The organism is Arthrobacter sp. P4_H3, assembly GCF_056400885.1.
On the sequence record NZ_JBFUKK010000021.1, the window covers coordinates 77,368 to 98,012 of the forward strand.

Annotated in this window: 18 protein-coding genes and 2 pseudogenes; 11 read left to right on the top strand and 9 right to left on the bottom strand. The window is 61.7% G+C overall.

Translation table 11 applies throughout. The features are described 5' to 3' along the window. The first annotated feature begins 18 nt into the window (after positions 1-18). Together fabG and AC1DRE_RS21295 are read left to right on the top strand one after the other, a co-directional pair. Positions 19-777: a 3-oxoacyl-ACP reductase FabG gene (fabG, locus tag AC1DRE_RS21290; protein ID WP_476986492.1), complete on the top strand. Its 759-nt coding sequence runs from the start codon at positions 19-21 to the stop codon at positions 775-777. Then, a complete protein-coding gene (locus AC1DRE_RS21295; RefSeq protein WP_476986493.1) occupies positions 774-1,247 on the top strand; it encodes a MaoC family dehydratase in 474 nt (157 codons plus the stop codon). Before fabG ends, AC1DRE_RS21295 begins: the two co-directional genes overlap by 4 nt. Here the strand turns inward: AC1DRE_RS21295 and AC1DRE_RS21300 are convergent. The 3 genes from AC1DRE_RS21300 to AC1DRE_RS21310 form a co-directional block, all read right to left on the bottom strand. Beyond that, complete coding sequence (locus tag AC1DRE_RS21300; protein WP_476986494.1) at positions 1,226-1,813, bottom strand: hypothetical protein; 588 nt, start codon at positions 1,811-1,813, stop codon at positions 1,226-1,228. The two genes, AC1DRE_RS21295 and AC1DRE_RS21300, sit on opposite strands and share 22 nt — an antisense overlap. 729 nt (positions 1,814-2,542) lie before the next feature. After that, entirely contained in the window at positions 2,543-3,346 is an 804-nt protein-coding gene (locus AC1DRE_RS21305; protein ID WP_476986518.1) for an alpha/beta fold hydrolase, read from the bottom strand. Positions 3,347-3,513: 167 nt separating this feature from the next. Next, positions 3,514-4,593, bottom strand: coding sequence for an alpha/beta hydrolase (locus tag AC1DRE_RS21310; protein ID WP_476986495.1), 1,080 nt, complete (start codon positions 4,591-4,593; stop codon positions 3,514-3,516). A gap of 234 nt (positions 4,594-4,827) precedes the next feature. On the opposite strand from AC1DRE_RS21310, the gene AC1DRE_RS21315 reads away from it, so the two are divergent. Then, positions 4,828-5,403, top strand: a complete 576-nt coding sequence (locus AC1DRE_RS21315) for an Hsp20/alpha crystallin family protein (protein WP_476986496.1) — start codon at positions 4,828-4,830, stop codon at positions 5,401-5,403. Here the strand turns inward: AC1DRE_RS21315 and AC1DRE_RS21320 are convergent. Further along, positions 5,376-5,597 carry a phosphopantetheine-binding protein gene (locus AC1DRE_RS21320; protein WP_476986497.1) on the bottom strand — a complete coding sequence of 74 codons (222 nt, stop codon included), beginning with the start codon at positions 5,595-5,597 and terminating at the stop codon, positions 5,376-5,378. The two genes, AC1DRE_RS21315 and AC1DRE_RS21320, sit on opposite strands and share 28 nt — an antisense overlap. 66 nt (positions 5,598-5,663) lie before the next feature. Beyond that, complete coding sequence (locus AC1DRE_RS21325) at positions 5,664-7,154, bottom strand: MGDG synthase family glycosyltransferase (RefSeq protein ID WP_476986498.1); 1,491 nt, start codon at positions 7,152-7,154, stop codon at positions 5,664-5,666. A 58-nt stretch (positions 7,155-7,212) separates the two neighbouring features. Between AC1DRE_RS21325 and AC1DRE_RS21330 the strand changes: the two are divergent. Beyond that, positions 7,213-7,413: pseudogene (locus AC1DRE_RS21330) on the top strand (hypothetical protein); the annotation flags it as partial. A 53-nt stretch (positions 7,414-7,466) separates the two neighbouring features. Here AC1DRE_RS21330 and AC1DRE_RS21335 read toward each other — a convergent pair. Continuing rightward, positions 7,467-7,811, bottom strand: a pseudogene (locus AC1DRE_RS21335) (transposase family protein); the annotation flags it as partial. A gap of 399 nt (positions 7,812-8,210) precedes the next feature. On the opposite strand from AC1DRE_RS21335, the gene AC1DRE_RS21340 reads away from it, so the two are divergent. Both AC1DRE_RS21340 and AC1DRE_RS21345 read left to right on the top strand, forming a co-directional pair. Then, positions 8,211-8,633 (top strand): alpha-L-rhamnosidase C-terminal domain-containing protein, encoded by a 423-nt coding sequence (locus tag AC1DRE_RS21340; RefSeq protein ID WP_476986499.1) that lies wholly within the window; start codon positions 8,211-8,213, stop codon positions 8,631-8,633. 728 nt (positions 8,634-9,361) lie between these two features. Further along, on the top strand, positions 9,362-10,000 hold the full coding sequence (locus tag AC1DRE_RS21345) for a hypothetical protein (RefSeq protein ID WP_476986500.1): 639 nt from the start codon (positions 9,362-9,364) through the stop codon (positions 9,998-10,000). 50 nt (positions 10,001-10,050) lie between these two features. Here the strand turns inward: AC1DRE_RS21345 and AC1DRE_RS21350 are convergent, their stop codons facing one another. After that, positions 10,051-11,211: a hypothetical protein gene (locus AC1DRE_RS21350; RefSeq protein ID WP_476986501.1), complete on the bottom strand. Its 1,161-nt coding sequence runs from the start codon at positions 11,209-11,211 to the stop codon at positions 10,051-10,053. A gap of 1,040 nt (positions 11,212-12,251) precedes the next feature. Here AC1DRE_RS21350 and AC1DRE_RS21355 point away from each other — a divergent pair. After that, positions 12,252-12,515 carry a hypothetical protein gene (locus AC1DRE_RS21355; protein WP_476986519.1) on the top strand — a complete coding sequence of 88 codons (264 nt, stop codon included), beginning with the start codon at positions 12,252-12,254 and terminating at the stop codon, positions 12,513-12,515. Positions 12,516-12,598: 83 nt separating this feature from the next. On the opposite strand, the gene AC1DRE_RS21360 is transcribed toward AC1DRE_RS21355, so the two are convergent. Further along, positions 12,599-13,267, bottom strand: coding sequence for an ArsR/SmtB family transcription factor (locus AC1DRE_RS21360; protein WP_476986502.1), 669 nt, complete (start codon positions 13,265-13,267; stop codon positions 12,599-12,601). A 92-nt stretch (positions 13,268-13,359) separates the two neighbouring features. Here AC1DRE_RS21360 and AC1DRE_RS21365 point away from each other — a divergent pair, with 92 nt between their 5' ends. The 3 genes from AC1DRE_RS21365 to AC1DRE_RS21375 all read left to right on the top strand — a co-directional run bounded on the left by AC1DRE_RS21365 (position 13,360) and on the right by AC1DRE_RS21375 (position 15,032). Next, a complete protein-coding gene (locus AC1DRE_RS21365; protein ID WP_476986503.1) occupies positions 13,360-13,854 on the top strand; it encodes a hypothetical protein in 495 nt (164 codons plus the stop codon). A gap of 177 nt (positions 13,855-14,031) precedes the next feature. Continuing rightward, positions 14,032-14,208, top strand: a complete 177-nt coding sequence (locus AC1DRE_RS21370) for a hypothetical protein (RefSeq protein WP_476986504.1) — start codon at positions 14,032-14,034, stop codon at positions 14,206-14,208. Beyond that, the gene (locus AC1DRE_RS21375) at positions 14,127-15,032 is read left to right on the top strand and encodes a methyltransferase domain-containing protein (RefSeq protein ID WP_476986520.1); all 906 of its coding nucleotides are present in this window, start codon (positions 14,127-14,129) and stop codon (positions 15,030-15,032) included. Before AC1DRE_RS21370 ends, AC1DRE_RS21375 begins: the two co-directional genes overlap by 82 nt. A 2,132-nt stretch (positions 15,033-17,164) precedes the next feature. Here AC1DRE_RS21375 and AC1DRE_RS21380 read toward each other — a convergent pair. Then, the gene (locus tag AC1DRE_RS21380) at positions 17,165-18,982 is read right to left on the bottom strand and encodes a helix-turn-helix domain-containing protein (RefSeq protein WP_476986505.1); all 1,818 of its coding nucleotides are present in this window, start codon (positions 18,980-18,982) and stop codon (positions 17,165-17,167) included. A 153-nt stretch (positions 18,983-19,135) separates the two neighbouring features. On the opposite strand from AC1DRE_RS21380, the gene AC1DRE_RS21385 reads away from it, so the two are divergent. Then, on the top strand, positions 19,136-20,629 hold the full coding sequence (locus tag AC1DRE_RS21385) for an aldehyde dehydrogenase (RefSeq protein ID WP_476986506.1): 1,494 nt from the start codon (positions 19,136-19,138) through the stop codon (positions 20,627-20,629). Positions 20,630-20,645 lie beyond the last annotated feature (16 nt).

Here is a 20,645-nt window from a genome sequence, read left to right on the forward strand (position 1 = left end):
AAGGAAACAGGTTTCATAATGACTGAACAACAACGCACGGCGCTGGTCACCGGGGCAGGACGCGGCATCGGCGCCGAAATTGCCCGGCGCCTGGCGTCCGACGGATTCAACATCGCAGCGATTGACCTCGACAAGGCCGGGCTTGAAGCCCTCACCGCCGAGCTGACCGCAGCCGGCCACCGGGCCATCGGCATCGTCGCGGACATCTCGGACGAAACCGCCGTCGAGGCCGCCGTCGCCAGCACCGCAGACGAGCTGGGCCCTCCGGTCGTGGTGGTCAACAACGCAGGCATCATCCGAGACAACCTGCTCTTCAAGATGACAGTCTCCGACTGGGACCTGGTCATGAACGTGCACCTGCGCGGATCCTTCCTCGTCGCCCGCGCCGCCCAGAAGCACATGGTCGAGGCCAAGTGGGGCCGCATCGTCAACCTCTCCAGCACCTCGGCCCTGGGCAACCGCGGCCAGGCCAACTACTCGGCGGCCAAGGCCGGGCTGCAGGGCTTCACCAAGACCCTTGCCCTGGAACTTGGCCCCTTCGGCGTGACCGCCAACGCGATCGCCCCTGGCTTCATCGAAACCGAGATGACCGCCTCCACGGCCGAGCGCATGGGCATCACCTTCGAGGACTTCACTGCCAAGGCAGCCGCAGCGATTCCGGTGCGCCGCACCGGAAAGCCCGCGGACATCGCCAACGCCGTGTCCTTCTTTGCCTCCGAGAACGCCGGGTTCGTTTCCGGCCAGGTGCTGTACGTGGCAGGTGGCCCGAAGGCATGAGGATCTTCAACGGCATCGACGACTTCGCACAGTGTGTGGGTGAGGAAATCGGCGTCACCGAATGGCGCACCATCACCCAGGAAGACATCAATGCCTTCGCAAAGGTGACCAATGACCACCAGTGGATCCACGTCGACACCGAGCGTGCGGCCTCGGGCCCGTTTGGCACCACGCTCGTGCACGGTTACCTGACGCTCTCGCTGGTCTCCGGGTTCCTTTTCGATTCGTACCGCATCGACGGGCTGTCCATGGGCGTGAATTACGGATCGAACAAGGTCCGGTACCCGGCCCCGGTCTTGGTCGGCTCGCGCGTGCGTGGCCGGATCAAACTGGTGGCGCTTGACCGCGAGGACAACTGGGCACAGTCAACGGTCCAGGTCACCGTCGAACAGGAGCTCAACGGGGAGGCGAAGAAGCCAGGCTGTGTCGCCGAGGTCGTCTCCCGGCTCTACGAGGCCCCGCCCGCCTGAACCCGGGGCACGGTGCCCACTCCCGGCTGCCCCGCATACGTCAAAGGCCGCCTTATATTGAGGACCACCAATGACCAGAGCAGCCATCGTTGCCACCGCCCGTACCCCCATTGGCAAGGGGCTGTTCCTTCATCCAGCCGGCTGAGAGCTCCGGCCAGGTTATCCAGCGCGGGTCTTACGGTGTTTTCCCAGGCCCGCACCGACACGCCGTTCAGCGCTGCGTGTGCTTTTGCGGGGATCTCTCCCAATTTCCCGGCCCAGCGTCCGGCCGTTCCTGCCTCCCCGAGCAGGCGCCCGGTCCGTGCACCGGCCACGCCGGCATGCCCGGCGACACCTCCCACTTTCGCTCCCACGCCGACGCCGCCGGGGATGAAGAGACCGGCCACATCGAAGGAAACGGCGCCCGAAGCGTAGGCAGGGTCGCGGCCCCACTCGTCGTAGTGGACCACCGATTTCACGGCCCCGCCCGACGGTGAGGACGGAGTCGATGTCAGTCTTTGAGGTGTCTTTAATCCGCGGTTAACGACGGCGTAAGTGGTAAGGCCGGCGCCTGCGAGGGTAGCCATGCCGTGAATGGCCTGGGCCTGCTTCACCTTGTCGGTCGTTCCAAATAGCGTGTAGGTACCGGCCAAGGTGCCGAGAACGCTGCTGCTAACGCCCTGGACGAACGACCAGGGACCTCCCATACGGACGGAAACGGTGGCCGGGCCCCATGGCTCTGGTTCGAAGAAAGCAGCTATCCGAGGAAGGTCGTCGAAGAGAATTCGCCTTCGTCATGTCGTCACCACAACTCTTGGCCATGAATGAGTGAGTGCCACCCACCGGCCACTGGAACAGCAAGAAGGGACAACCCATAACCCTAGATTCCAGCAGCGGAGGGGCCACCAGCCAGGACCCTGACCCCGCCACACACGCAACCGAATAGGCGACCGCGGCGCCAGGCACACACCGCGGACAACGTCAGAGGGACCCGCCGAGGGTCAATGTCCACACATTAAAGCAAAACCCCTCTGACGAGGGGTTATGCGTGCCCGAGGTGGGACTCGAACTGCATTCCTGGCCTTGAAAACGCTGGGAGGTCGCGGAAACATGCGGAATCCGAAGCAGTCCGAAGCCAAGAGGAGCCGATCCGAAGCCAAGAGTGTGGACAATGTCCACACTCTCTTCTGAGCAACTTTCAATCCGTTCGGGGTAGGAATAAGCCTCCGCCCGTGGACCGCTTAAGCGCCGCTTGGGACGTACACACTGGCAGCGCGTGCATGGGGTGCCGCCGATGACGCGTGTTCCGACACCGTTCAGCTATCCTTCCCGTAAAGGACCAGCAGGTCACGGCTGAACTGGTGTGGCGAAGTTTCACAGGGACTGTGCCCGCCGCGGTAGACGGCGATCCGGGCTCCGATCGCCTGCGCGAAACGCCGGTGCAGGTGCAATGGCCATAAGTCATGCTCACCGACCGCAACGAACTTCGGGAGTACGGCGTCGGCCAGGAATTTCCTCAGGTCCGGTGCATTCTTCATTAGTCCATAGATGTCCCGGACAGAGGTCCGGCGGGTAAAACGGAAGCGGTAGTTGACGAACCGCCGGCGCCCCTTGGGAACCGGGACAAAACCCCTGCGAATGCCCCAAATCAGCAGGGCTGCCCCGATCCGGTCATTGGCCAAGCTGCTGAAACGGCCGATCCGGCTGACGCCACGGAAGCTTTGCCCGGGCTCCGGCGGGCAGCTCAAAAGGGTTAGGGTCTCGAACAGGTCCGGTCTCTTCGAAAAGGCGATTTGGGCAACAATGGCGGCGAAGGAGTAAGCCACTATGTGCACGGGTTTGCCGGCGGCCTCGATGACTGCAAGGAAATCCTCGGCAAAGAGTTCGTAGTCGTAACGCCGCTTTGGTGGAACCAGCTTCTCCGGCCCCGCTGCTGCTGACTCATACTGACCGGCCAGGTCATAGCTCAGTACAAAAAAGCCCCCGCCGGCCAGGTCCGGCATCATGAGCGAGAAGTCCTCTTTCGAGCCAGTGGCGCCCGGAACCAGTACGATCCATGGATCGTCGGGGTCACCCATTGCCAAGGCCGCAAGTTGACCGCTGGGTACGGGGATGCGCATGGTCACGGAACCAGCAGGCGGGATGGTCCAGTCTACGTCCCCCAGTTGGGCATCCCGCAGGGCAGCCGTATCAACCCTCGCGGAGCCATTCCGCTCTGGATCGACCCCGGACGGTTCCTGACCCTGCGTCTGCGCTGCCATGGTCCAAACATAGCCCGGACGGCTGCCTATGGTGCGGAGTCATGGTCAACAGGCTGCTGTGAGACATTCCGGACGAAAGCGCGCAGGCGCCGGTATACTTCCTGGGATTCCGGATAGCGGTAGTCCTGCTGCCATGTGTGTTCAGTGTTGGCATTCGCCCAGGAGTAGATCAACATGTCTACTGGCACGGCGTTCTGTTGAAGCCGTCTAATAAAGTTCACGTTCGCCTCGTAAAAGAAGTCGCGCTCGGACGTAGTGACGAACACCGGTGGGAAGCGGCCGTCGAGCCACTCAATGGGAGACACGAAGCCGGTCGCGGCCCTTAGCCGTTCCATGCCCGGGCCAGTGGAGAAGGCACTCTGCATCCAGCCCCTAGCCTTGCCGGCCGATGGCAGCAACATTCGGACGAAGTTCAGGCTGAGGACAAAGCCGCTCTTGAAAAACACAGAGAAATCAACCACGCTGCAGTGCTGAACCAGTCCCTTCAGGTGCTTCCCGGGGACAGCTGGCTTCAAGGAGTAATGCGCGGCGAGCTCAGGCCTGAAGATGGTAGCGGTGAGCAAAGCCGCGATCTGACCGCCCGCGGAGTCACCCCCTAAGATCACGCATTCCGGATCCCCGCCGTATTGGCCTATGTTCGCACTTACCCACGCCAAGGCTGCATTTGCATCCCTCAGAACATGGCCCATGTGGAAACGGGGAGGCTGGCGGTAGTTGACGTTGACCACAACCATCCCGCCGAGCGCCTGGTTCGCGCAGTACTTGGTCAGCGCTGACTTGTCCCCGGACGTCCAGCCTCCGCCGTGGAAATAGACGTAGACAGGAAAGGACTTTTGGTTCCCGGCTCTCCCCTCAGGGCTGTCCACAGCCGGAGCAGCAGGGGTGAGCACGTCCAGGTGGTGCGCCCGCACATTGTCGCCCAGGTAATTTATGTCGTGGACGTAGTCCACTTCCGTGATGGGTTCGCTGTTAAACCTCGTCCGCTCACGTGAGCTCACCGAGCGCATGAGGAGCCGCCATGTCCAGACCGGGACGCGGCGCACCACTCCTCGCGCCCGGCGTGCCAGCGAGAAGGCATTTTCGGAATGATGGACCGCAGTGGTCATCCAATAATGCTAGCCGGAAGACCAGAAATTCCGAACGTCGGCGGGCCCGGGGGCCTTTCGTCCTTGTTGCCTGTTTCGCCCGCAGTATCTATTGGAGGGACACCGGTCCGCTGAAGGCCCTTCCTTGCCCAGGATCTGGGGAAGCTGTCATGTCTGATCTGCTGAAATGGTGTCTTTTCGCGACGACCCGTTGGACCTTGCTATTCAACACGCTTATGCACCCCGTCTGGGCTGATGCACTCCCTGGACAGACTGTTTGACTCCCAGCGCTTCCGGTCCGAATTCCGGTACGGACCCTTCAGCCGCAGCGTCCCGCTTCCCGACGATGTTAAGGAAGGAGATATCAAAGCCACCTACTCCGACGGGATATTGGAAGTCCCTGCCCACCTTTCGGACCAAGCAGCGCAGCCGGCGGCCCCGAAGACACCGGCATTGGTACATGGACCATACCGGCGCAGCCGCCCCGCCCACACCATCACCGCCGTGCTGTTCCAGGCAGCTGGGCAGCTCCTGTCCCCGGGATTCACGGCCAAGTCCGGCTCGCCGCGGACGACATGCTGTTCACGCGGAACCGGGCCCAAAGCGCCTTCGCCGTCCATGACACCGAACGGCTCTTTGAAAGCTGCATTAGAACGGCCTCAGCAGCGGTCGCCACGCAAAATGTGCTGCCGGAGACCTGCTAAGCACACAACAGTGGACACCCAGTGGCAATGTCGAGCACAGCAGGTATGGCACCCGATTGCGATAGCAGCGGCAGAGGGCTACCACCTTGGTCGGCCAAGTTACCTTGAGCCGTGGCTGGCCAGGTAGTTGACCATGCCGTCAACCGTTGCCACGGCCGGATAGTCGCGTTCCGGAATGTCCATGCCCATGGTCTTTGCGATGATTTCCACGAGGTGGAGAAAGTCGAGTGAGTCGAGCTCTAGGCACTGTCGCAGCCGGACGCGGCCGGCGAGGATTTCAAGCTCGACGTCGGGGGGCACCTGGCAGATAGCTGCCTGCACGGCCTGACGGGCGTCCTGTCCTTCATAACTCCTCCGGTGACTGCATCCTCCGGTGACTGCAGCAATTCAGTCCTCAAGGGTCGTGTCCGGCCGGTCCCGCGGGAACGATGCGAGGGGGTGGCGAGGGCCCTCGACGCGGACGGGCAGCTCGTCGTCACCCCGAAGAATGGCGCGGAGCAGCCGCCGCTCCTCTCCCCTGAGCGACATGAGCGCGTCGCCGCGCCGCAGTACCAGACCCCCGTCCGGGGTGGCATACCGCTTCTGCAGATCTCCCAGCTCCTCGGCTCGCAGCAGCGCGACCGTGCTAGCCCCAGCCAAGTCGACTACGCGGACCAGCGAGGAGGGTCCCGTCAGATCCGTCGCAACGACGCGCCGCTCGCTCTCGGCGAGTATCGTCTTCTGCGCTGCGCGTGTCACGACCAGGGGACGGGACGGCCCGTCCAGCAGTCCGGTCAGCACGTCCGCTGCAGCGTTAGGGCGGCCCGTTCTCCATGCCGCCGCCTGCATCCGCTGCAGGCGACCCGGCTCCCGCAGCAGCTCGTCGATCTTCCAGCCGATCGTCGCGGGAGTGTTGCAGCGGACCGCCGCCCCCTGTTCCATCAGGTAGTCGCCGTTGCGAACCTCCTGCCCCGGGATGGTGTTCACAAGCACCATGGGCAGTCCTGCAGCCATGCACTCCGACGCCGACAGGCCGCCCGGCTTGCCCACAAACAGGTCGGCGCGGCGCAGCAGCTGCGGCATCTCCGCCGTGACGCCGAGCACGCGGTAGCGGTCGCCAGCGGGCGCCACCAGCTGCTCGATACGCTGCCGCAGCGCATTGTTGCGTCCGCACATGACCGTGGCCGTGAAGGACGAGCGCATGTGCAGCGTCTGCCGCACGACCGAGACGGCATAGTCGCCGCCAGTCGCACCCGCCGAGATCAGCAGCATCGGGGGCTCGTTTGCATCGCGCGCAGGCGCTACGGTCAGCTGGGTAGCGATAGGGATCCCCGTGGCCGCGACGCGGTCGGGGGGCAAACCCAGCGCCATCAGTTCCACCCTCCCCTCCTCCCTGGCCAGGAAGAGCGCGTGGAACGCGCCCGTAAGCCATAGGCCCTGGAAGTCGTAGTCCGTTGTAACGACGGCGGTCCTCGCGTCAATCACGCCGCGAAGGAGCAGTGACGCCAGCAGTTGGGCTGGCAGGAAGTGCGTGCAGATGATCGCGGTCGGCCGGAATCGCTTGATCGCACCGATCACCGGAAGAGCGTTCACCCGTGTCCAGGGGTCTACTGGGCCCCGCCGCCGGAACGGACGGTCGTTGATCTCGTAGCCCCACTCGACCAGCCAGGGCAAGTCCTCGACCAGGACGAAGTAACCCCTGCCCAGCAGTGTGCGGTAGAGCACGCTGCTCACCTGCAGCACGTCCAGCACCTGCACCTCGTCGATGTCGGCGCGCGCGGCACACGCCTGCTGCACCGCCGCCGCGGCGCTGTTGTGCCCTGCTCCTACCCCTGCTGACAGGATAAGTACGCGCTCCCTCCCAGCGGCGTCGGGGCCTCGTGCCGACGTTCTGCGCATGAAGAGAGTCTAGCGGGCCGTATCACCACCGCCGGACCCCAACTTGTACTCGATCAGCATGGCCAACGTGCAACACACAAACACCAGGAAGAGCACGGCCGTCGCCATATTGGTCGAGGAACTACCCAAAGTCATTGTCGGCGTTGATACCCACGCCGATACACACCACGTCGCCGTTGTCACCGAATACGACAAACCCATCGCTGATCAAAAGTTCGCAGCAACAGCCGCCGGCTACAGCAAACTGCTTCACTTCATCACCAGCCACGGCACGGTAAGCGCCGTAGGAGTGGAAGGGACAGGTTCCTACGAGTCGCCGCCCTGTCCCGGGCCAAGAATCATCGCCAGCGGCCGGCCTTACCGTCGTAGGCGCGATGGATCTTGGTGCCCAGCCCGCCCCTAGAGGGCCGATGGCGTGGTCGGACGGTTCAGCAAACAGTTTCTTGTAACGGGAGTTCCCCCCTGTGGTGCGGGGAAGGTTCGTCCCGTGCTGGTGGGCCCGGTTGATGGTCGAGTCCACCGAAACTGTCAAGTCGATCTGCGCGCGGCGTCTGCTTCAGCCAGAAGCTTTCCGTGGATCCGGTCCTAGGTCCCGTCGGAGGGGAACCGGCGGTGCCGCTTCCAAACCGTCTGCTACGGACCGAACTCCGCCGGAAGGAAATTGAAGACTGGATGTACGGCCCGGGCGGCAAAGTCCTCGGCGCGTCCTGGTCCTCCTCGGCATCTGGACCGTCGGCCGGATGCTCTGGTCCTGATGAACGGGGTCTACGGCCGTGCGGCCACCGGGCTGAACAGAAGACTAGGGTATTGCTGAACGGTTTCGGCAAGATGGCCGCCGTCCTGCACGACCTGCGCACCCGATGCCCGGCTTCAAAGCCAACGTCGATCACACCATCGTCTCAGGCAAGTCGGTGCTGCTGATCGACTCCAAGATATGGAAACCCGGCTTCTACGCGTCGCCACAGCGCGGTCAGCCACCCTGTGTCCAGACGCCACAGCTCTGGCTGACAAAACCTTCGCCTACGTAAACGGTGACCACCGGCCCTAGGGGTGCGAATGAGCAACAACGATTTGGAACGATGGGACTCTATGCTCCCAGACGGCTCCATCAATCCCGGCGAAATGACGAGCTTCAACCATTACGCGCTAGGTTCCGTCGCTGATTGGATGCACCGGACTATCGGTGGAATCGTCCCGCTGAGCGCAGGCTACGAACGCGTACTTTTTTCACCATGTCCAGGCGGTGGAATCGACTGGGTCAAGTCAGTCCTGGACGCTCCGCGAGGGCGCATCGCTCTCCGATGGCAACTGACTGCCGATGAACTTAGTATGTCTTTCGATCTCCCGGCAGGAGTGACGGCTGTCATTCGTGACCGGTCAGGCATTGAGCAGGAGGTAATCGGGCCATGTGAGAACCGCATTTACGCCTCGAACGCAAGAAGAGGCAACACGCAGGCTACCTCGGAAACGCTGGTGTAAGGCGAACAACTCGTGGTCGTTGCGCTGCACCAGCACGCTTCATGCTGCTGCAGCGCAGGCCTTTATACCTACCCATGAACAACAGGTATTCGAACCTGCCACGACAGCTACAAATGCTGCTGGCGCTGCCTAATGTCTAGTCGAGCTGGCCGAGTGCCTCCAGCCCAGCAAGCCGGCTTCAAGTACCGCCATGGCGCGCCGAGGGTGCTTTCGTTCAGCTGGGTGAAATTCGGTTCACGCCCACCAGCAAGCAGGTGGCAAACAAGCATTGCTGCTATCTGTCGGACGAATAGTCACTATCGTGATTTGGCACCTCCTAGCATGGGTGGCGTGGACTGCTGGGTGCAGCAAGCCTAAAGCTGGCCCACTGCCTGTTAACTGTTAGAAAGCGACATGAATGACCTCCTCTTACTGTGCGCATCGCCGCCCTGGTAAAGGTCACTACTGGCTCCACGAACGCGCAGGGAAGCCGTCACCCGGATTCCTGCCCGGCACCTGCCAAGGGGTCGTGTCCGCCCAGGAAACGCCGGAGTGGGTGGTGCGCTGTGACATCCCTTCAGCTGCGCGGCCGGACCGTCGTTGTCACGGGCGCCGGACAAGGACAGGACGCAGCCGAAGCGAGGTTGCTGGTCTAGGTGTACTGGCCGGGTAAGGACGGATTGGGGGATCCTGGGCGGCTGTGCCGCGTTCCGCCGGTCGGTCGCAGCCAGCAAAGCCCGAGGATGACCGTGACCTTCTTCCAGGACTACCCAATTCCTGCGCCACTCCCCCGCCCGCGGGTCGAACGTTTTGTTCCACCGCCGTGGGCCGGGGCGCCCCGCTATGAACTTCCGGCCGTCGTCCCCGTGGGTCGTTTCCTCGACATAACCTCGACCTTCATGATGGCGGTGGAGTCCGCCAAGGTGTACTCCACCGGATGCATCTTTGACGTGTCCTGGATGTTCCGCCGCACTGATCAGGATGACCCGCCGTGGTCGGAACTAAACGCGATCTTTCATCGCGGCCGCCTTCACGTGCGGGATGGGAGCTTATGGGTCGACTCCCTCCTCCTTTTCGGCGTGCAGCTCCCGGACGGCACCAAAGCGAGCACCTCATCGCAGGCCATGTACGGGCCACCCCTGCAGATGGCAGAGGAACCCAAGGGGCCTGTCTTCGAATTCCGCGGCAAGGGAGGCAACAGCAACGACGACGAGATGGCCGGCACCGGGACACTGTGGCTGTGGCCGCTGCCACCGGCAGGAAACCTTAGGTTGATTGCCCAATGGACCGACATGGGCATGAGCGAAAGCTCCGTCGTCTTGGACGGTCAGCAGCTGCGGGACGGTGCGGCGGCGGTGCAGAAGTACTGGCCGGAGGAGGACAACTAGTAATGACAGGCCTCAGCGGAATCGTGCCCCGGGATGGGCATCTACTTACATCAGGTGGTTGCGTGGTGGGCATGAGCGCGGAGGTTACGTTCCAACCAGCGCTCAAAGGTATACAAAACCGCGCTGTTCGCCTCGCGGGCGTCCTCCTGTACAGAATCGACAGAAAGATCGTCTCCGTACCAGTCCTGCAACCGCTTGCTACTCACAAGCTTCCGCCCCTCCGTAAGGTCCTCCACATCCCAATGGCCAGACGGAAGGAGCGCCGGATGTCTGGGCCCGAAGATCTGTACCCCGAAGATGTCGGGGACAGCTAATTTAAGGACGTGATGGCTGTCCGCGTACGTCCGGACAAGGTATTGCGGCCTGGACCGTCCGTAGTCGACGGCTTCGCTGAGGGATCCCGCCAAGAAATCTGAACGCCGAATGAAGCCGTAATCAACGAGCGGCGCCAGGTGGTGAAGCCTGCCGATTGACGCCGCCAGAGCAGTTCTCCACGGCTGGCCGCCGGTGGTTTCGTGTACGAGGAAATACCCGTCCAGACCGAATACGCATCGAATCCATCGGCCTTCCGACGTGGGGATCTCAAGGAGAGCCTCGCCGATACTGCTGCACGCCGCCGTCAGAAACGCTGCGACCTGGTCCGGCCGACAGGCTACGCTGAGCATCCCGGAGGCCACGACGCACCGGCCGTCGCCTTCGTTTCTGGCCAGGGCCGCGGCTTGGTCCGCGAGGGATGTGAAAGCCGATGACTCAGTCTGCCAGAGTCCCGATTCCGGAGGCCGTAAAGCATACTCGGGCGGTTCCGACATCGGCAGGACGGCCGAACTGACGCAAGCTACCACCGTGAAGGAGGGCACGACGTCCGTGAGTCTCCACTCCGTTAATTGATCCTCGCCTAGCCTCAGTACACCCTCGAAGCCGGACAGTTCAAGCGCATCCCGAACCTCCGAGAGCAGAGTGAGAAATGCTTTACGCGAAGACACCGGATTTTGGAGGATGGCGAAGCCATTGAGGACAGGCGCCACGGTTAGGCGTTGGTTCCCATGGTCACCTGTTCGAATCCCGCCAAGCGATGTGCGGATTGCCTCACTGCCAGCGGAGGCCGGATCCTTGGGGACAAAAAGAACGCCGAACTCACCGCTGTACTGCCCCCACCGGCGGGCAATCAAGGCATCGGACTCGACAACCACCCGGGCTTCATGGGAGTACATAGCTAGTCCTCAGGTTGTAGGTACCGTACTTGTCCTGCTCGGTCGTTAGCTCCAGGGCGTAATCGCCTGCGGGGAGGTTGTTGATCTGCTTATCTCCGTTGTACCACTGACAGGAGGTGACCTCGGCCGCGGTCGTCCCGTTGATCACCCTCCACTTCAAGTAGGAGACGTAAGGGCTGGGGTGCTGGGCAAGGACAGCAGCAGGGCCCTGATGCTCATGGCTACTTTCGGCCATTCGGTGATGGCCCAGTCCCGTCACACGCACGACCGTGAGGTACACGCTTTTTCGAACGTGCCCCATCATCGGCGGAACTGGCGTGCACCGTATCCACTCAAACACGGAAGTGGCCAGGGCACTCCAGCGCTCGCTACAGGGGAAAGCGGGTTGGTTTGCTCACCAACCCGCTTAGGCAACGCCTCACGTCCGTCATCCGGGCGCCCCCTGCTTCAGAAACTCATTTCATTCCCCACCTTGACCCCGAAAGGGGGCACCACCACCGGGCTCTTCGAGCTGACGTTGTATGCCGGAGCAGCCGCCTCTGCTGAACAGGCAGCGAGAAAGGTTCTGTCCGGGGAATGCTCGTCCCCGGCAAGGACTTCCGGCGCTGTGGAAGCAATTCGGAATCTTCACCTGGTGAGCGATTCAGCCATCAAATCGCGGACCGCAGCCCTGGTGCAGCTCCGCGACATCCTGGTGACTGCACCCGGTTCAATCAAAGAACGCCTCGATGCCAAGACCCTGCAAGCAAAAGCCATGCAAGCCAAATCGCTGAGGCCGGACATGGCACGTTTGGACGTGCCGGAGCAGGCTGCAAAATACGCCTTACGGGAACTCGGCAGACGCGTCTACGACCTCACCACCCAGATCAACGACACGGACAAACACCTCGAAAGGCTCCTGCACGCAGTAGCCCCGACACTAATGGAGCTACCCCAAGTAGGTCCCGTCAGCGCTGCCCAGCTGCTCATCACAGCAGGAGAAAAAAATCGTCAGGTTTCCCAGCGAAGCAGCCTTCGCCCGACTCTGCGGAGTCGCCCCAATCCCCGTCTCCTCAGGAAAGTCCCACCGGATGAGGCTCCACCGCGGCGGCAACCGCCAGGCAAACCGAGTCATCTACCTAATTACCGTTGGCCGGCTCAAACTCGACCCCAAGTCACAGGCCTACCGCGACCGCAAGCGCAACCAAGGCCACTCCCGGGGCGACATCATCCGCAGCCTCAAACGCTATGTTGCGCGCGAGCTCTACTACGCCCTCAAGAAAGACCTTCTCAGGCACAAAGCCCTCACTTCAGCCGCGGCCTGAACTGTTCCGCACCCGTAGGAGCTTGCATTAATCAACCGCCAGGAGGACTCTCGCCCAAGTTCGCAGTCTTGGATGGAGGCCGCTCATGAGTCCGACTGTTCTAACGGCAGCCCTGCCGCCTTCCACTCGGGGAAGCCCTCCTCCAGTCTTGTGGCGAGGCGCCCTTCGTCCGTGAGCAGCCGCACGGCCTCGTCCGCATATAGGCAGTACGGTCCGCGGCAGTAGGCGACGATTTCGCTTCCTTGGGGAACCTCGTGCAGCCGAGACTTAACGTCCGAGAAGGGCATGGAAAGCGCACCCGGGATATGTCCGGCTTCGTACTCTGGCTGCGGCCGCACGTCCAGCACAACGACGTCTCCCTGCCGCAGCCGCAGCAGCAGTTCGTCGCGCGTGATCATGCTCAGGTCGGCGCGATCGCCGACGTAGGCACGGACGAGATCGCCCAGCTCCCCCGCGTGCGCTTCGGCTGTCTCCCGAAGTGCTCGCCATAGTCGCTCGACCGCCGTACCGGCAAGGGAGTAGTAGATCCGCGTCCCCGAGCGCCGGGAGCAGACGAGGCCGGCTCGCAGCAGACGCTGCAGGTGCTGGGATGTGTTGGCCATACTCTGATGGATCTCTGCGGCCAGCTCCTCAACCGACCGCTCGCCCTGCGCAAGGATATCGATCAGCTCCGCCCTCCTGCCGTTCCCCAAGGCCTTGGCAGCTTCGACGAGGGCGTCGAAGAGCGCATCCTTGTCCTGTTGGTCGCCCACTCGCACCTCCTATTCAAGAGTTCTCTTGACAAGATTACCGTTAGGGGTTTCTTATTCAAGTACCTACTTGAATAAGAAAGGGGGTGGTGGCCGTGTCCACCATCCAAACTCCCCACGGGCAACAGTCCCGCCTCCGGACAGGAGCCGCTCTCATGACGCTGGCCGGGCTGGCCTTCGTCGGGTACGCCGTAATCTTCTTGGTACTCAACTTCACGGACGCCTTCCTCGAACTTGGCATCGGCCCCGGCCAGGTGGACAAGGGGAAGGCGGAGATTGAGGCGTTCAGCCCGCAGCTGTATCACTACATCAGCCATCTGCACATCGCGGTCAGCGGCTTCATTGCTGCGACCGGGCTGGCCGTCGCAGGCCTGTCCTGGTACGGGGTGCGCCGTGGAGAACGGTGGGCCTTCGCCACAGCCGTTATCGTCCCCGTCGTCGGGCTCGCCGTGGCCCTCCCCGCGCACTACCCATGGGGTCTTGCCACGCTTGGGCATCTGGGCCTGATCTACCTCGCCGTCCTCATCTTCCTGGTAGGGGTCGTGGCAGCCTACAGCGGAATGCGACGCCCCGTCACCACACACCACTGACACTCACACAACGGACTGAATCCATCTTTTCCGGGAATGTCTCAATGATGGTGGGATCAAGGTTGGCCTGACACGCCGAGCCGCGTGTCCGGCGATATACCCTCCGCCGTGAATCCCCCGCCACCCACAACCATGAAGAGCAAGCCGGGCAACGGTCTTGCGGATAAGGAGAACGCCATGAGCACATCATCGTCAGAAGTGTCGTTCAAACAGTATGGAGGCAACGCTGCTGAGAACTATGAACGGTACTTCGTCCCCACGATCGGCGCGCCATTCGCGACCGCGCTGCTCGACACGGCCGCGCCCAGGTTGGTGAGCGCGTCCTCGACATCGCATGCGGCACAGGAGTCGTAACGCGACTGGCAGCCGAGCAAGTAAGTCCCCAGGGCGCCGTCGCCGGGCTTGACGTCAATCCCGCAATGCTGGCGGTCGCGCAGTCGGTCCCCTCGTCGGGCGCCGCGATCGGGTGGCACGAGGCCAATGCCGAGTCCCTGCCGCTCCCCGACGGGTCCTTCGATGTCGTGGTCAGCTCGCTCGGCCTGCAGTTCGTGGCCGACAAGACGTCGGCGCTGCGCGAAATGCGGCGCGTTTTAGCTCCCGAAGGGCGCCTGGCCATTGCAACGGTCGGACCGACCCCACCGCTGTTCGCGATTCTCGAGCAGGCGCTGGCACGTCATGTGAAGCCCGAGGTAGCCGCCTTCGTGCAAGCGGTGTTCTCGCTGTACAAGCCGCAGGAACTCGAGTCGCTGACGAGCAGCGCCGGATTCCGGAACGCCGACGTTCGGTCGGAGACGCTGTCGCTGACCCTGCCCGAGCCAAGGGAGTTTCTCTGGCAATACGTCCACAGCACCCCGTTGGCGGCAGCCGTCGCACAGATCGACGACGAGGCTCGCGCCGCATTGGAACGCGATGTCGTGGCCGGATGTCGATCATTCGTGAAAGTCGGGATCCTCGAGGCGGACATAAGCGTTGTCCTGACGACTCGCTTGAGCGTGACGGCTTCTGCCTCGTTGGCGAATGTAATGCCTTGTTCTTTACTGGTGACCGGGTCCCACCAGCAGACCATGAAGGACGTAGTTCCGTCCTTTTTCGTGCGCTTTCGAATGCTGGCCATAGAAAAAGTGCTACGCCGCTGTCCACACATTTTGGAGATTTGTCCACAGTCAACGGCCCATTAGGCCGCTGACCTGCGGAAACACTGTGCCCGAGCTGGGACTCGAACTGTATTCCAACCCTTGCAATCAGTGGGATCTCCGGGAATCATGCGGAATCCGGCCCGATCCGACGGCAAAAGTGTGGACATTGTCCAGTCACCTGATTTCACCGGTTCAAGGCTCTTTGGACCGACCGCAACCCGGCAACGAAGGGGCGCGGTTCTCTTTGTGGGGGCAGGCAACTGATAGTGGACCTTGTGGCAGGTATCGCCCTGATTATTGCATCTGATGCAATATCATCCACTCGCTTGGCATTTCCATTTCCCGCGAAGAGCCTTGGCGTTGGTCGCCTACTTTTGAAGCGAACTGCACTCTCGTTCAAGGGGGCATAAGGATCTGTCGTTCTCCCGCCGGTTTGATGCCTTGTACCCGGATGAAGAGCGCCGTCAAGAGGAGACGGACTAGCCAAAAGCAAGAACCGCATGGCTCAGCTGGCAAGTCAGACCGCCTTGAAGGCTTCGATATGAGGGTACGCCAGCGCCGCGCCCTGGATCCAACCCGGGGAAGTGAGGGCACGAGAACATCATGGATTTATGTCCGGCACGTTGTGGTAGGCACGCGTCAACTTGGGATGTCCCCAGAGACACTGCATAGGCGAAAATTATGGTTCGAAAAACATATTCAGAGCTCTGATCGGCAGCCCATACTGATACTGACCTTCCGAACACCGGAACGTCGGCAGAATACCGGTCTGAGCACCAGGGCCACGGTTTCGCAACCCAAATGGCTGGTGCCAGCTTCCGGGGAGGTCCTTGTGCCCTACAGAACACCCCTTCTGGGAGCGTCGGAGTCAGGCGTACTGTCAGCCCAACCAAAAGCGATTAGATAACTGGAATCCCATGAGCACCTCCCCCGCTTCAAACCGACCGCGCCTTCACGGCGGAGCAGAACCTAGGCCCTCCAGCGCCCCAGCCAGGGGGGCAGCGTCGCCGGTCTCGATCCATATTCGAGCTGTCATCACCTGGCTGGCAATCTTCCCGCTAGTCTCGATCGGGATGATCGCCGCTGGCCCCCTAATGGAAAATTGGCACCCTATTCTCCGTGCCCTGTTCCTCACGCTAATGGTGGTTCCTACCGCCGTTTACGTCGTTGTTCCCAAACTCTTGGGTGCTCACATGTCGGTAACCCAGCGTCGCGCAAAGGGCAAATGAGCGGCGCGGGTCGGATAGTCTTGCGGCTCTGCGGCAGTAGGGAACTCCCTTCTTGAGAGTGGCGCGTATTGTATCTGCCAACGGAGGGTCCTCTCATGGCGCCGTATGAAGGCGCTGCTCACGGCCGGCGATCGATTGCTCGTCATTTGCCAGCTTTGACTCCTTGCCCGGGAACGCGCAGCGTGCACTTTGGGATTCCGCGCACTGTCCTGGATTCATCGAAATGTTTTGTCCTGCCGCAGTGCGGGCCGAGGGCGCCCGTAGATCCGTGCCATATCGCCGCGGGTGATTGGATTTCCTTCAGACCCTGAACGACCGAGCCCAACGCGAACGCGTCGTTGTTCGACACTGCCTGCAGACCCCGGAAGGGGCGCCAAGAAATCATTGTGGCTGCCTCGGCATGCGAGGGCTGCGGATCCACCGTCAATTAGGTGTGGGACTGGATAGGATGCGCGACCGAAGAGCACGGCCACCCCGGTCCTGAATCAGGTTGCTCCAGACGATCTCCCATGTCGGTCCACAGCTAGGCACGCCCGTCCGGGTCGCCAGCGGGGTGGTGGCCGAGGTGGGTCGTTTTGTGTTTCTTGCCGGCCAAGTGGCCGCCGTTGATACGCTGAATGGGGGGTCGGTGGCCCGGATTACGATGAGTCCTGCTCCGCGGGACGGATCCCCGATGCGGGGCATAACAACGGGGCCAGGCTCGGCTGTGGTTTGACCTGGGATGCAGGAGATCCGGAGATCGTTACGAGGGTGCCGACGGAAGTCTCGGCGGTTGACTTACAACGACGGAACTGCGGTTGACGTTTCGGCTGCTCGAAGCGGTCCTGCCGTGCTGAGCAGTCACCGTAGTCGACTACGACCGTCCTTCTCTGGCCTCACGATCCGCCGTCCGTTGGGAGCTTACTGGCGCCGGCGATGACCCGCCCCTAAATTGGGGCTGATTTTCTATTTGGGCCCCTGTGCGGATGTGGGTTTTGTGTCGGCAATGTCGCCGATGGCCAAGGCCGCGGCGAGGTCCATTGCGTGGTCCGGCCTTGAGAGGTCTTTGTGGGTCAGGGCCTGTATGCGACGAAGCCGTTGTGCGACTGTGTTTGGGTGAACCTGCAGAAGGCGGGCTGTGTCCATGTTTACTTGCCCTGAAGAGAAGTAGGTTCGCAGGGTCTTGAGGAGCTCGGTTCCACGGGTTTCGTCGTGGCTGCGGACGGGACCGAGGGCGCGGTCCGCGTATCGGAGTAGCTGGCTGGAGTCATCGAGTTGCAGCAGTAAACCTACAATCCCAAGGTCGTCGAAAGTAACTGATGTGTCAGTTCGCCCAGCCAGGGCCAGCATGTTCAGAGCCCCGGCCGCAGAGCGGTATGCCTGGGGGTACATACTGAGGCCCTTGATGGGACCTCGTGACACAGCGGTAGCGGTGGCGCGAGGCCGGCGTGACGCGGCCATCTTGCGGATCTTCTCAGCTGTACTGGTTTCCATTGCAGAACTGTCAAGGGACGTGGGTAGCAGCACGATAATCCTGTCGTGATGGATGGCGCATAGGGGGCGCGGTTTGAATGTTGCGGCCCAGGTGTTGATCCGCCGTAGGCCCTGCTGCAGGCAAGCGTTTATGTCGTCTTGTGCCACCTCGGACAAGGAGACGCCGACCATCGTATGTTCGACGCTCAAGTCATGGCCCAAGCGATCTGCACGGGCGTGGATTGTTTCCAAGGCGGAGGGCTCGCCGCCGAGGAGGTCATTCAGGACCTCTCCCTGTAGTCGCCACTGCGCTTCTTCGGCGGTTCGCGCCCGTAGGAGTTCAAGAGAGGTAACCACCGTGGCGTGTTCAACGGCGCGCGTTTCGATGGGAGTCAGAGGTCCGGCGTCGGTCACTGTCCAAATCCGGGCAACTTCACTTTCATTGAGAAGCACATGAAATATCTCGAAGGAGGGCGAAGGGTCATCCCTGATGCCCGCCCTGGTCCTGTCGTCCGGGAATCCTGCGTCTAGATCGGATCGTCCGATCACTGCCCCTTGGACGTCTTCGATCAAAACTGCGCGGAATATCAGAATCGACAGCGCAGCGGCGATGCCAGGGACGCCACCACCCCTCAGTGCAATGTCTGTCAGTTTTTGGTGAATGTCTTCGGATTTTTCCAGCAGGTCCCTCTGCGTGTGGAGCTCCCGGTTGAGTAGCACCAGTTCATCTATTCGGCTGGCTTCGTCGGAACGCAGTCGGGACGTAGTGAGGGCTATGGCCGCATGGTCGGCGAGTACCGCGAGGAGCGCGATCTCTTGCTGACCGAAGTGATGGGTACCCCTGCGGTAGCAGTTCAGTGTGCCAATGACTCCTTGGCCCGATTCGAGCAGGGGCACGGAGATCATTGATCGATACCCCTGCTCCCGCGCAACCCCACCCCATGGTGCAAACTGCGGCTCCGCTTGGATATCGGCAATCGCGACAGGCCTTCCGGTTCGGAAGGCCTTACTTGAGGGGGCTTCCGATTCGACGCCCGGGTGCAAAAGAACCGGGTGATCGGCATTGACCTGGTCTATGTACTCCCGGGAAAGGCCACTTGACCCCTCAATTGTGAGCCTCTGACCGGAGGAGTCAGGCAACAGCACACCACAGAACTCGTAGCCCATAAGCTCTGCAGCGGTTTCTGCAATCAAGTCGAGCACCCGCGAGAGCGGCTGGGCTGTGACAACCGTCTGAGTGATGGCCCGGACACTGTCCAACCAGCGACGGACTTCAAGTGAACCTTGGGCTCTCCGGAGGTTGTTCGTCATCCAATTAGTGTATCCACAATTGTTGTTGGATACATATAAAACAAAAAAGTATGTTTCTCGAAACATATGACTCGTGTGATTTGAATCGCATACTTGTAGAGATCCCTTTCCGAAAACGTCAAAGCCGACGGACTACAAGAAAACGAGGCAAACATGAGCGAGCACCTTATGTTCATCGATGGGAAGGATGTTCCTGCAGAGAGCGGAGCATTCCTGACTATTTCAAACCCTGCAACAGCACGCCCGATAGCCACAGTGCCTGACGGTGTCCGAGTCGACGTCGACAAGGCCGTTGCCGCCGCCCGGGTGGCATTTGAATCAGGGCCCTGGCCTCGCATGAGCCGGTCCGCTCGCACAAAGGTCCTTCTGAAGGCTGCTGACGCGCTGGAAGCGGCAAGCGAGTCTTTGTTCACGCTCGAAACACAAAACAATGGCCGCCCCATTACCGAGACCCGCGCGCAGTTGTCGCGTGTACCCGAGTGGTTCCGCTACAACGCGGCCCTTCTGGCCGCGCAGCGGGACGCTGTCTTGCCCAGCGACGGGCCTTACCTGACGTACCAAAGGCGCACACCGCTCGGGGTTTGTGGAATAATCACTCCCTTTAACCACCCGGCGCTGATCCTCGCCCGGAGCCTTTCTGCTGCTTTGGCCACCGGGAACACCGTCGTGGTGAAACCGTCGGAGCTGACTCCGCTTACAACCCTTGCCATCGCCCGGATTGTCACAGAGGCCGGCATCCCGGAAGGCGTCATAAACGTTGTTACCGGCGGACGCGAAGCCGGGATCGGTTTGACCGAGCACGCCGACGTCGCCAAAGTGACACTGACCGGCGGGACCGAGGCGGGGCGTTCCGCTGCCGTCGCAACGGCGTCGCGATTTGCACGTATTACGGCTGAACTGGGTGGCAAGACCCCCGTGATCGTCTTCGGTGATTATGATCCGGTTGCTGCTGCTGAGGGTGCGGCCTTCGCTGCTTTTGTTGCCTCCGGACAGTCATGCGTAGCCGGGGCACGCTTCCTCGTACAGCGGGAACGGTACACCGAGTTCGTTGAGGCGTTGGTTGCACGGGCCAACGCGATCAAGATTGGTGACCCTGCGAGGCCCGAAACCCAAATTGGGCCGTTGATCAGCGACACACAGCGCCGCAAGGTTCTGGACTACATCTCCATCGGTCAAGAAGAAGGTGCACACCTTGCTGCCGGCGGCAACGTTCCCGAACTGCCCGATGACCTCCGCGCTGGGTATTTCCTGCAGCCCACCGTTTTCGCCGATGCAACGAACACCATGCGTGTCGCCCAGGAAGAAATCTTCGGCCCCGTGGCCGTGGTCGTGCCATTCGACACTGAGGCAGAAGCCATAGAGATGGCCAACGACAACCGCTTCGGCCTCGGAGCAGCCGTGTGGACCCATGACCTCGCCCGCGGGCACAGGGTGGCTGCGGCGATTGAGTCAGGCATGGTTTGGGTCAATGACCACCACCGGCTTGAACCGTCGCTGCCGTGGGGTGGCATCAAGGAATCCGGTGCCGGCAAGGATGCAGGAACAGAATCCTTCGACGATTTCACTTGGATCAAGACAATCATCGTGCGGACAGCCGATAGCGACGTCGACTGGTACGGGTCCGATACTCCTGGGCGTCTGAACTGATCAACCGGGATCCTGA

Excerpts from the sequence above, each read along its gene's own strand:
- fabG (WP_476986492.1), top strand. The coding sequence starts at position 19 with ATGACTGAACAACAACGCACGGCGCTGGTCACCGGGGCAGGACGCGGC.
- AC1DRE_RS21295 (WP_476986493.1), top strand. The coding sequence starts at position 774 with ATGAGGATCTTCAACGGCATCGACGACTTCGCACAGTGTGTGGGTGAG.
- AC1DRE_RS21300 (WP_476986494.1), bottom strand. The coding sequence starts at position 1,813 with ATGGCTACCCTCGCAGGCGCCGGCCTTACCACTTACGCCGTCGTTAAC.
- AC1DRE_RS21305 (WP_476986518.1), bottom strand. The coding sequence starts at position 3,346 with ATGCGCATCCCCGTACCCAGCGGTCAACTTGCGGCCTTGGCAATGGGT.
- AC1DRE_RS21310 (WP_476986495.1), bottom strand. The coding sequence starts at position 4,593 with ATGACCACTGCGGTCCATCATTCCGAAAATGCCTTCTCGCTGGCACGC.
- AC1DRE_RS21315 (WP_476986496.1), top strand. The coding sequence starts at position 4,828 with ATGCACTCCCTGGACAGACTGTTTGACTCCCAGCGCTTCCGGTCCGAA.
- AC1DRE_RS21325 (WP_476986498.1), bottom strand. The coding sequence starts at position 7,154 with ATGCGCAGAACGTCGGCACGAGGCCCCGACGCCGCTGGGAGGGAGCGC.
- AC1DRE_RS21340 (WP_476986499.1), top strand. The coding sequence starts at position 8,211 with ATGAGCAACAACGATTTGGAACGATGGGACTCTATGCTCCCAGACGGC.
- AC1DRE_RS21350 (WP_476986501.1), bottom strand. The coding sequence starts at position 11,211 with ATGTACTCCCATGAAGCCCGGGTGGTTGTCGAGTCCGATGCCTTGATT.
- AC1DRE_RS21370 (WP_476986504.1), top strand. The coding sequence starts at position 14,032 with ATGAGCACATCATCGTCAGAAGTGTCGTTCAAACAGTATGGAGGCAAC.
- AC1DRE_RS21380 (WP_476986505.1), bottom strand. The coding sequence starts at position 18,982 with ATGACGAACAACCTCCGGAGAGCCCAAGGTTCACTTGAAGTCCGTCGC.
- AC1DRE_RS21385 (WP_476986506.1), top strand. The coding sequence starts at position 19,136 with ATGAGCGAGCACCTTATGTTCATCGATGGGAAGGATGTTCCTGCAGAG.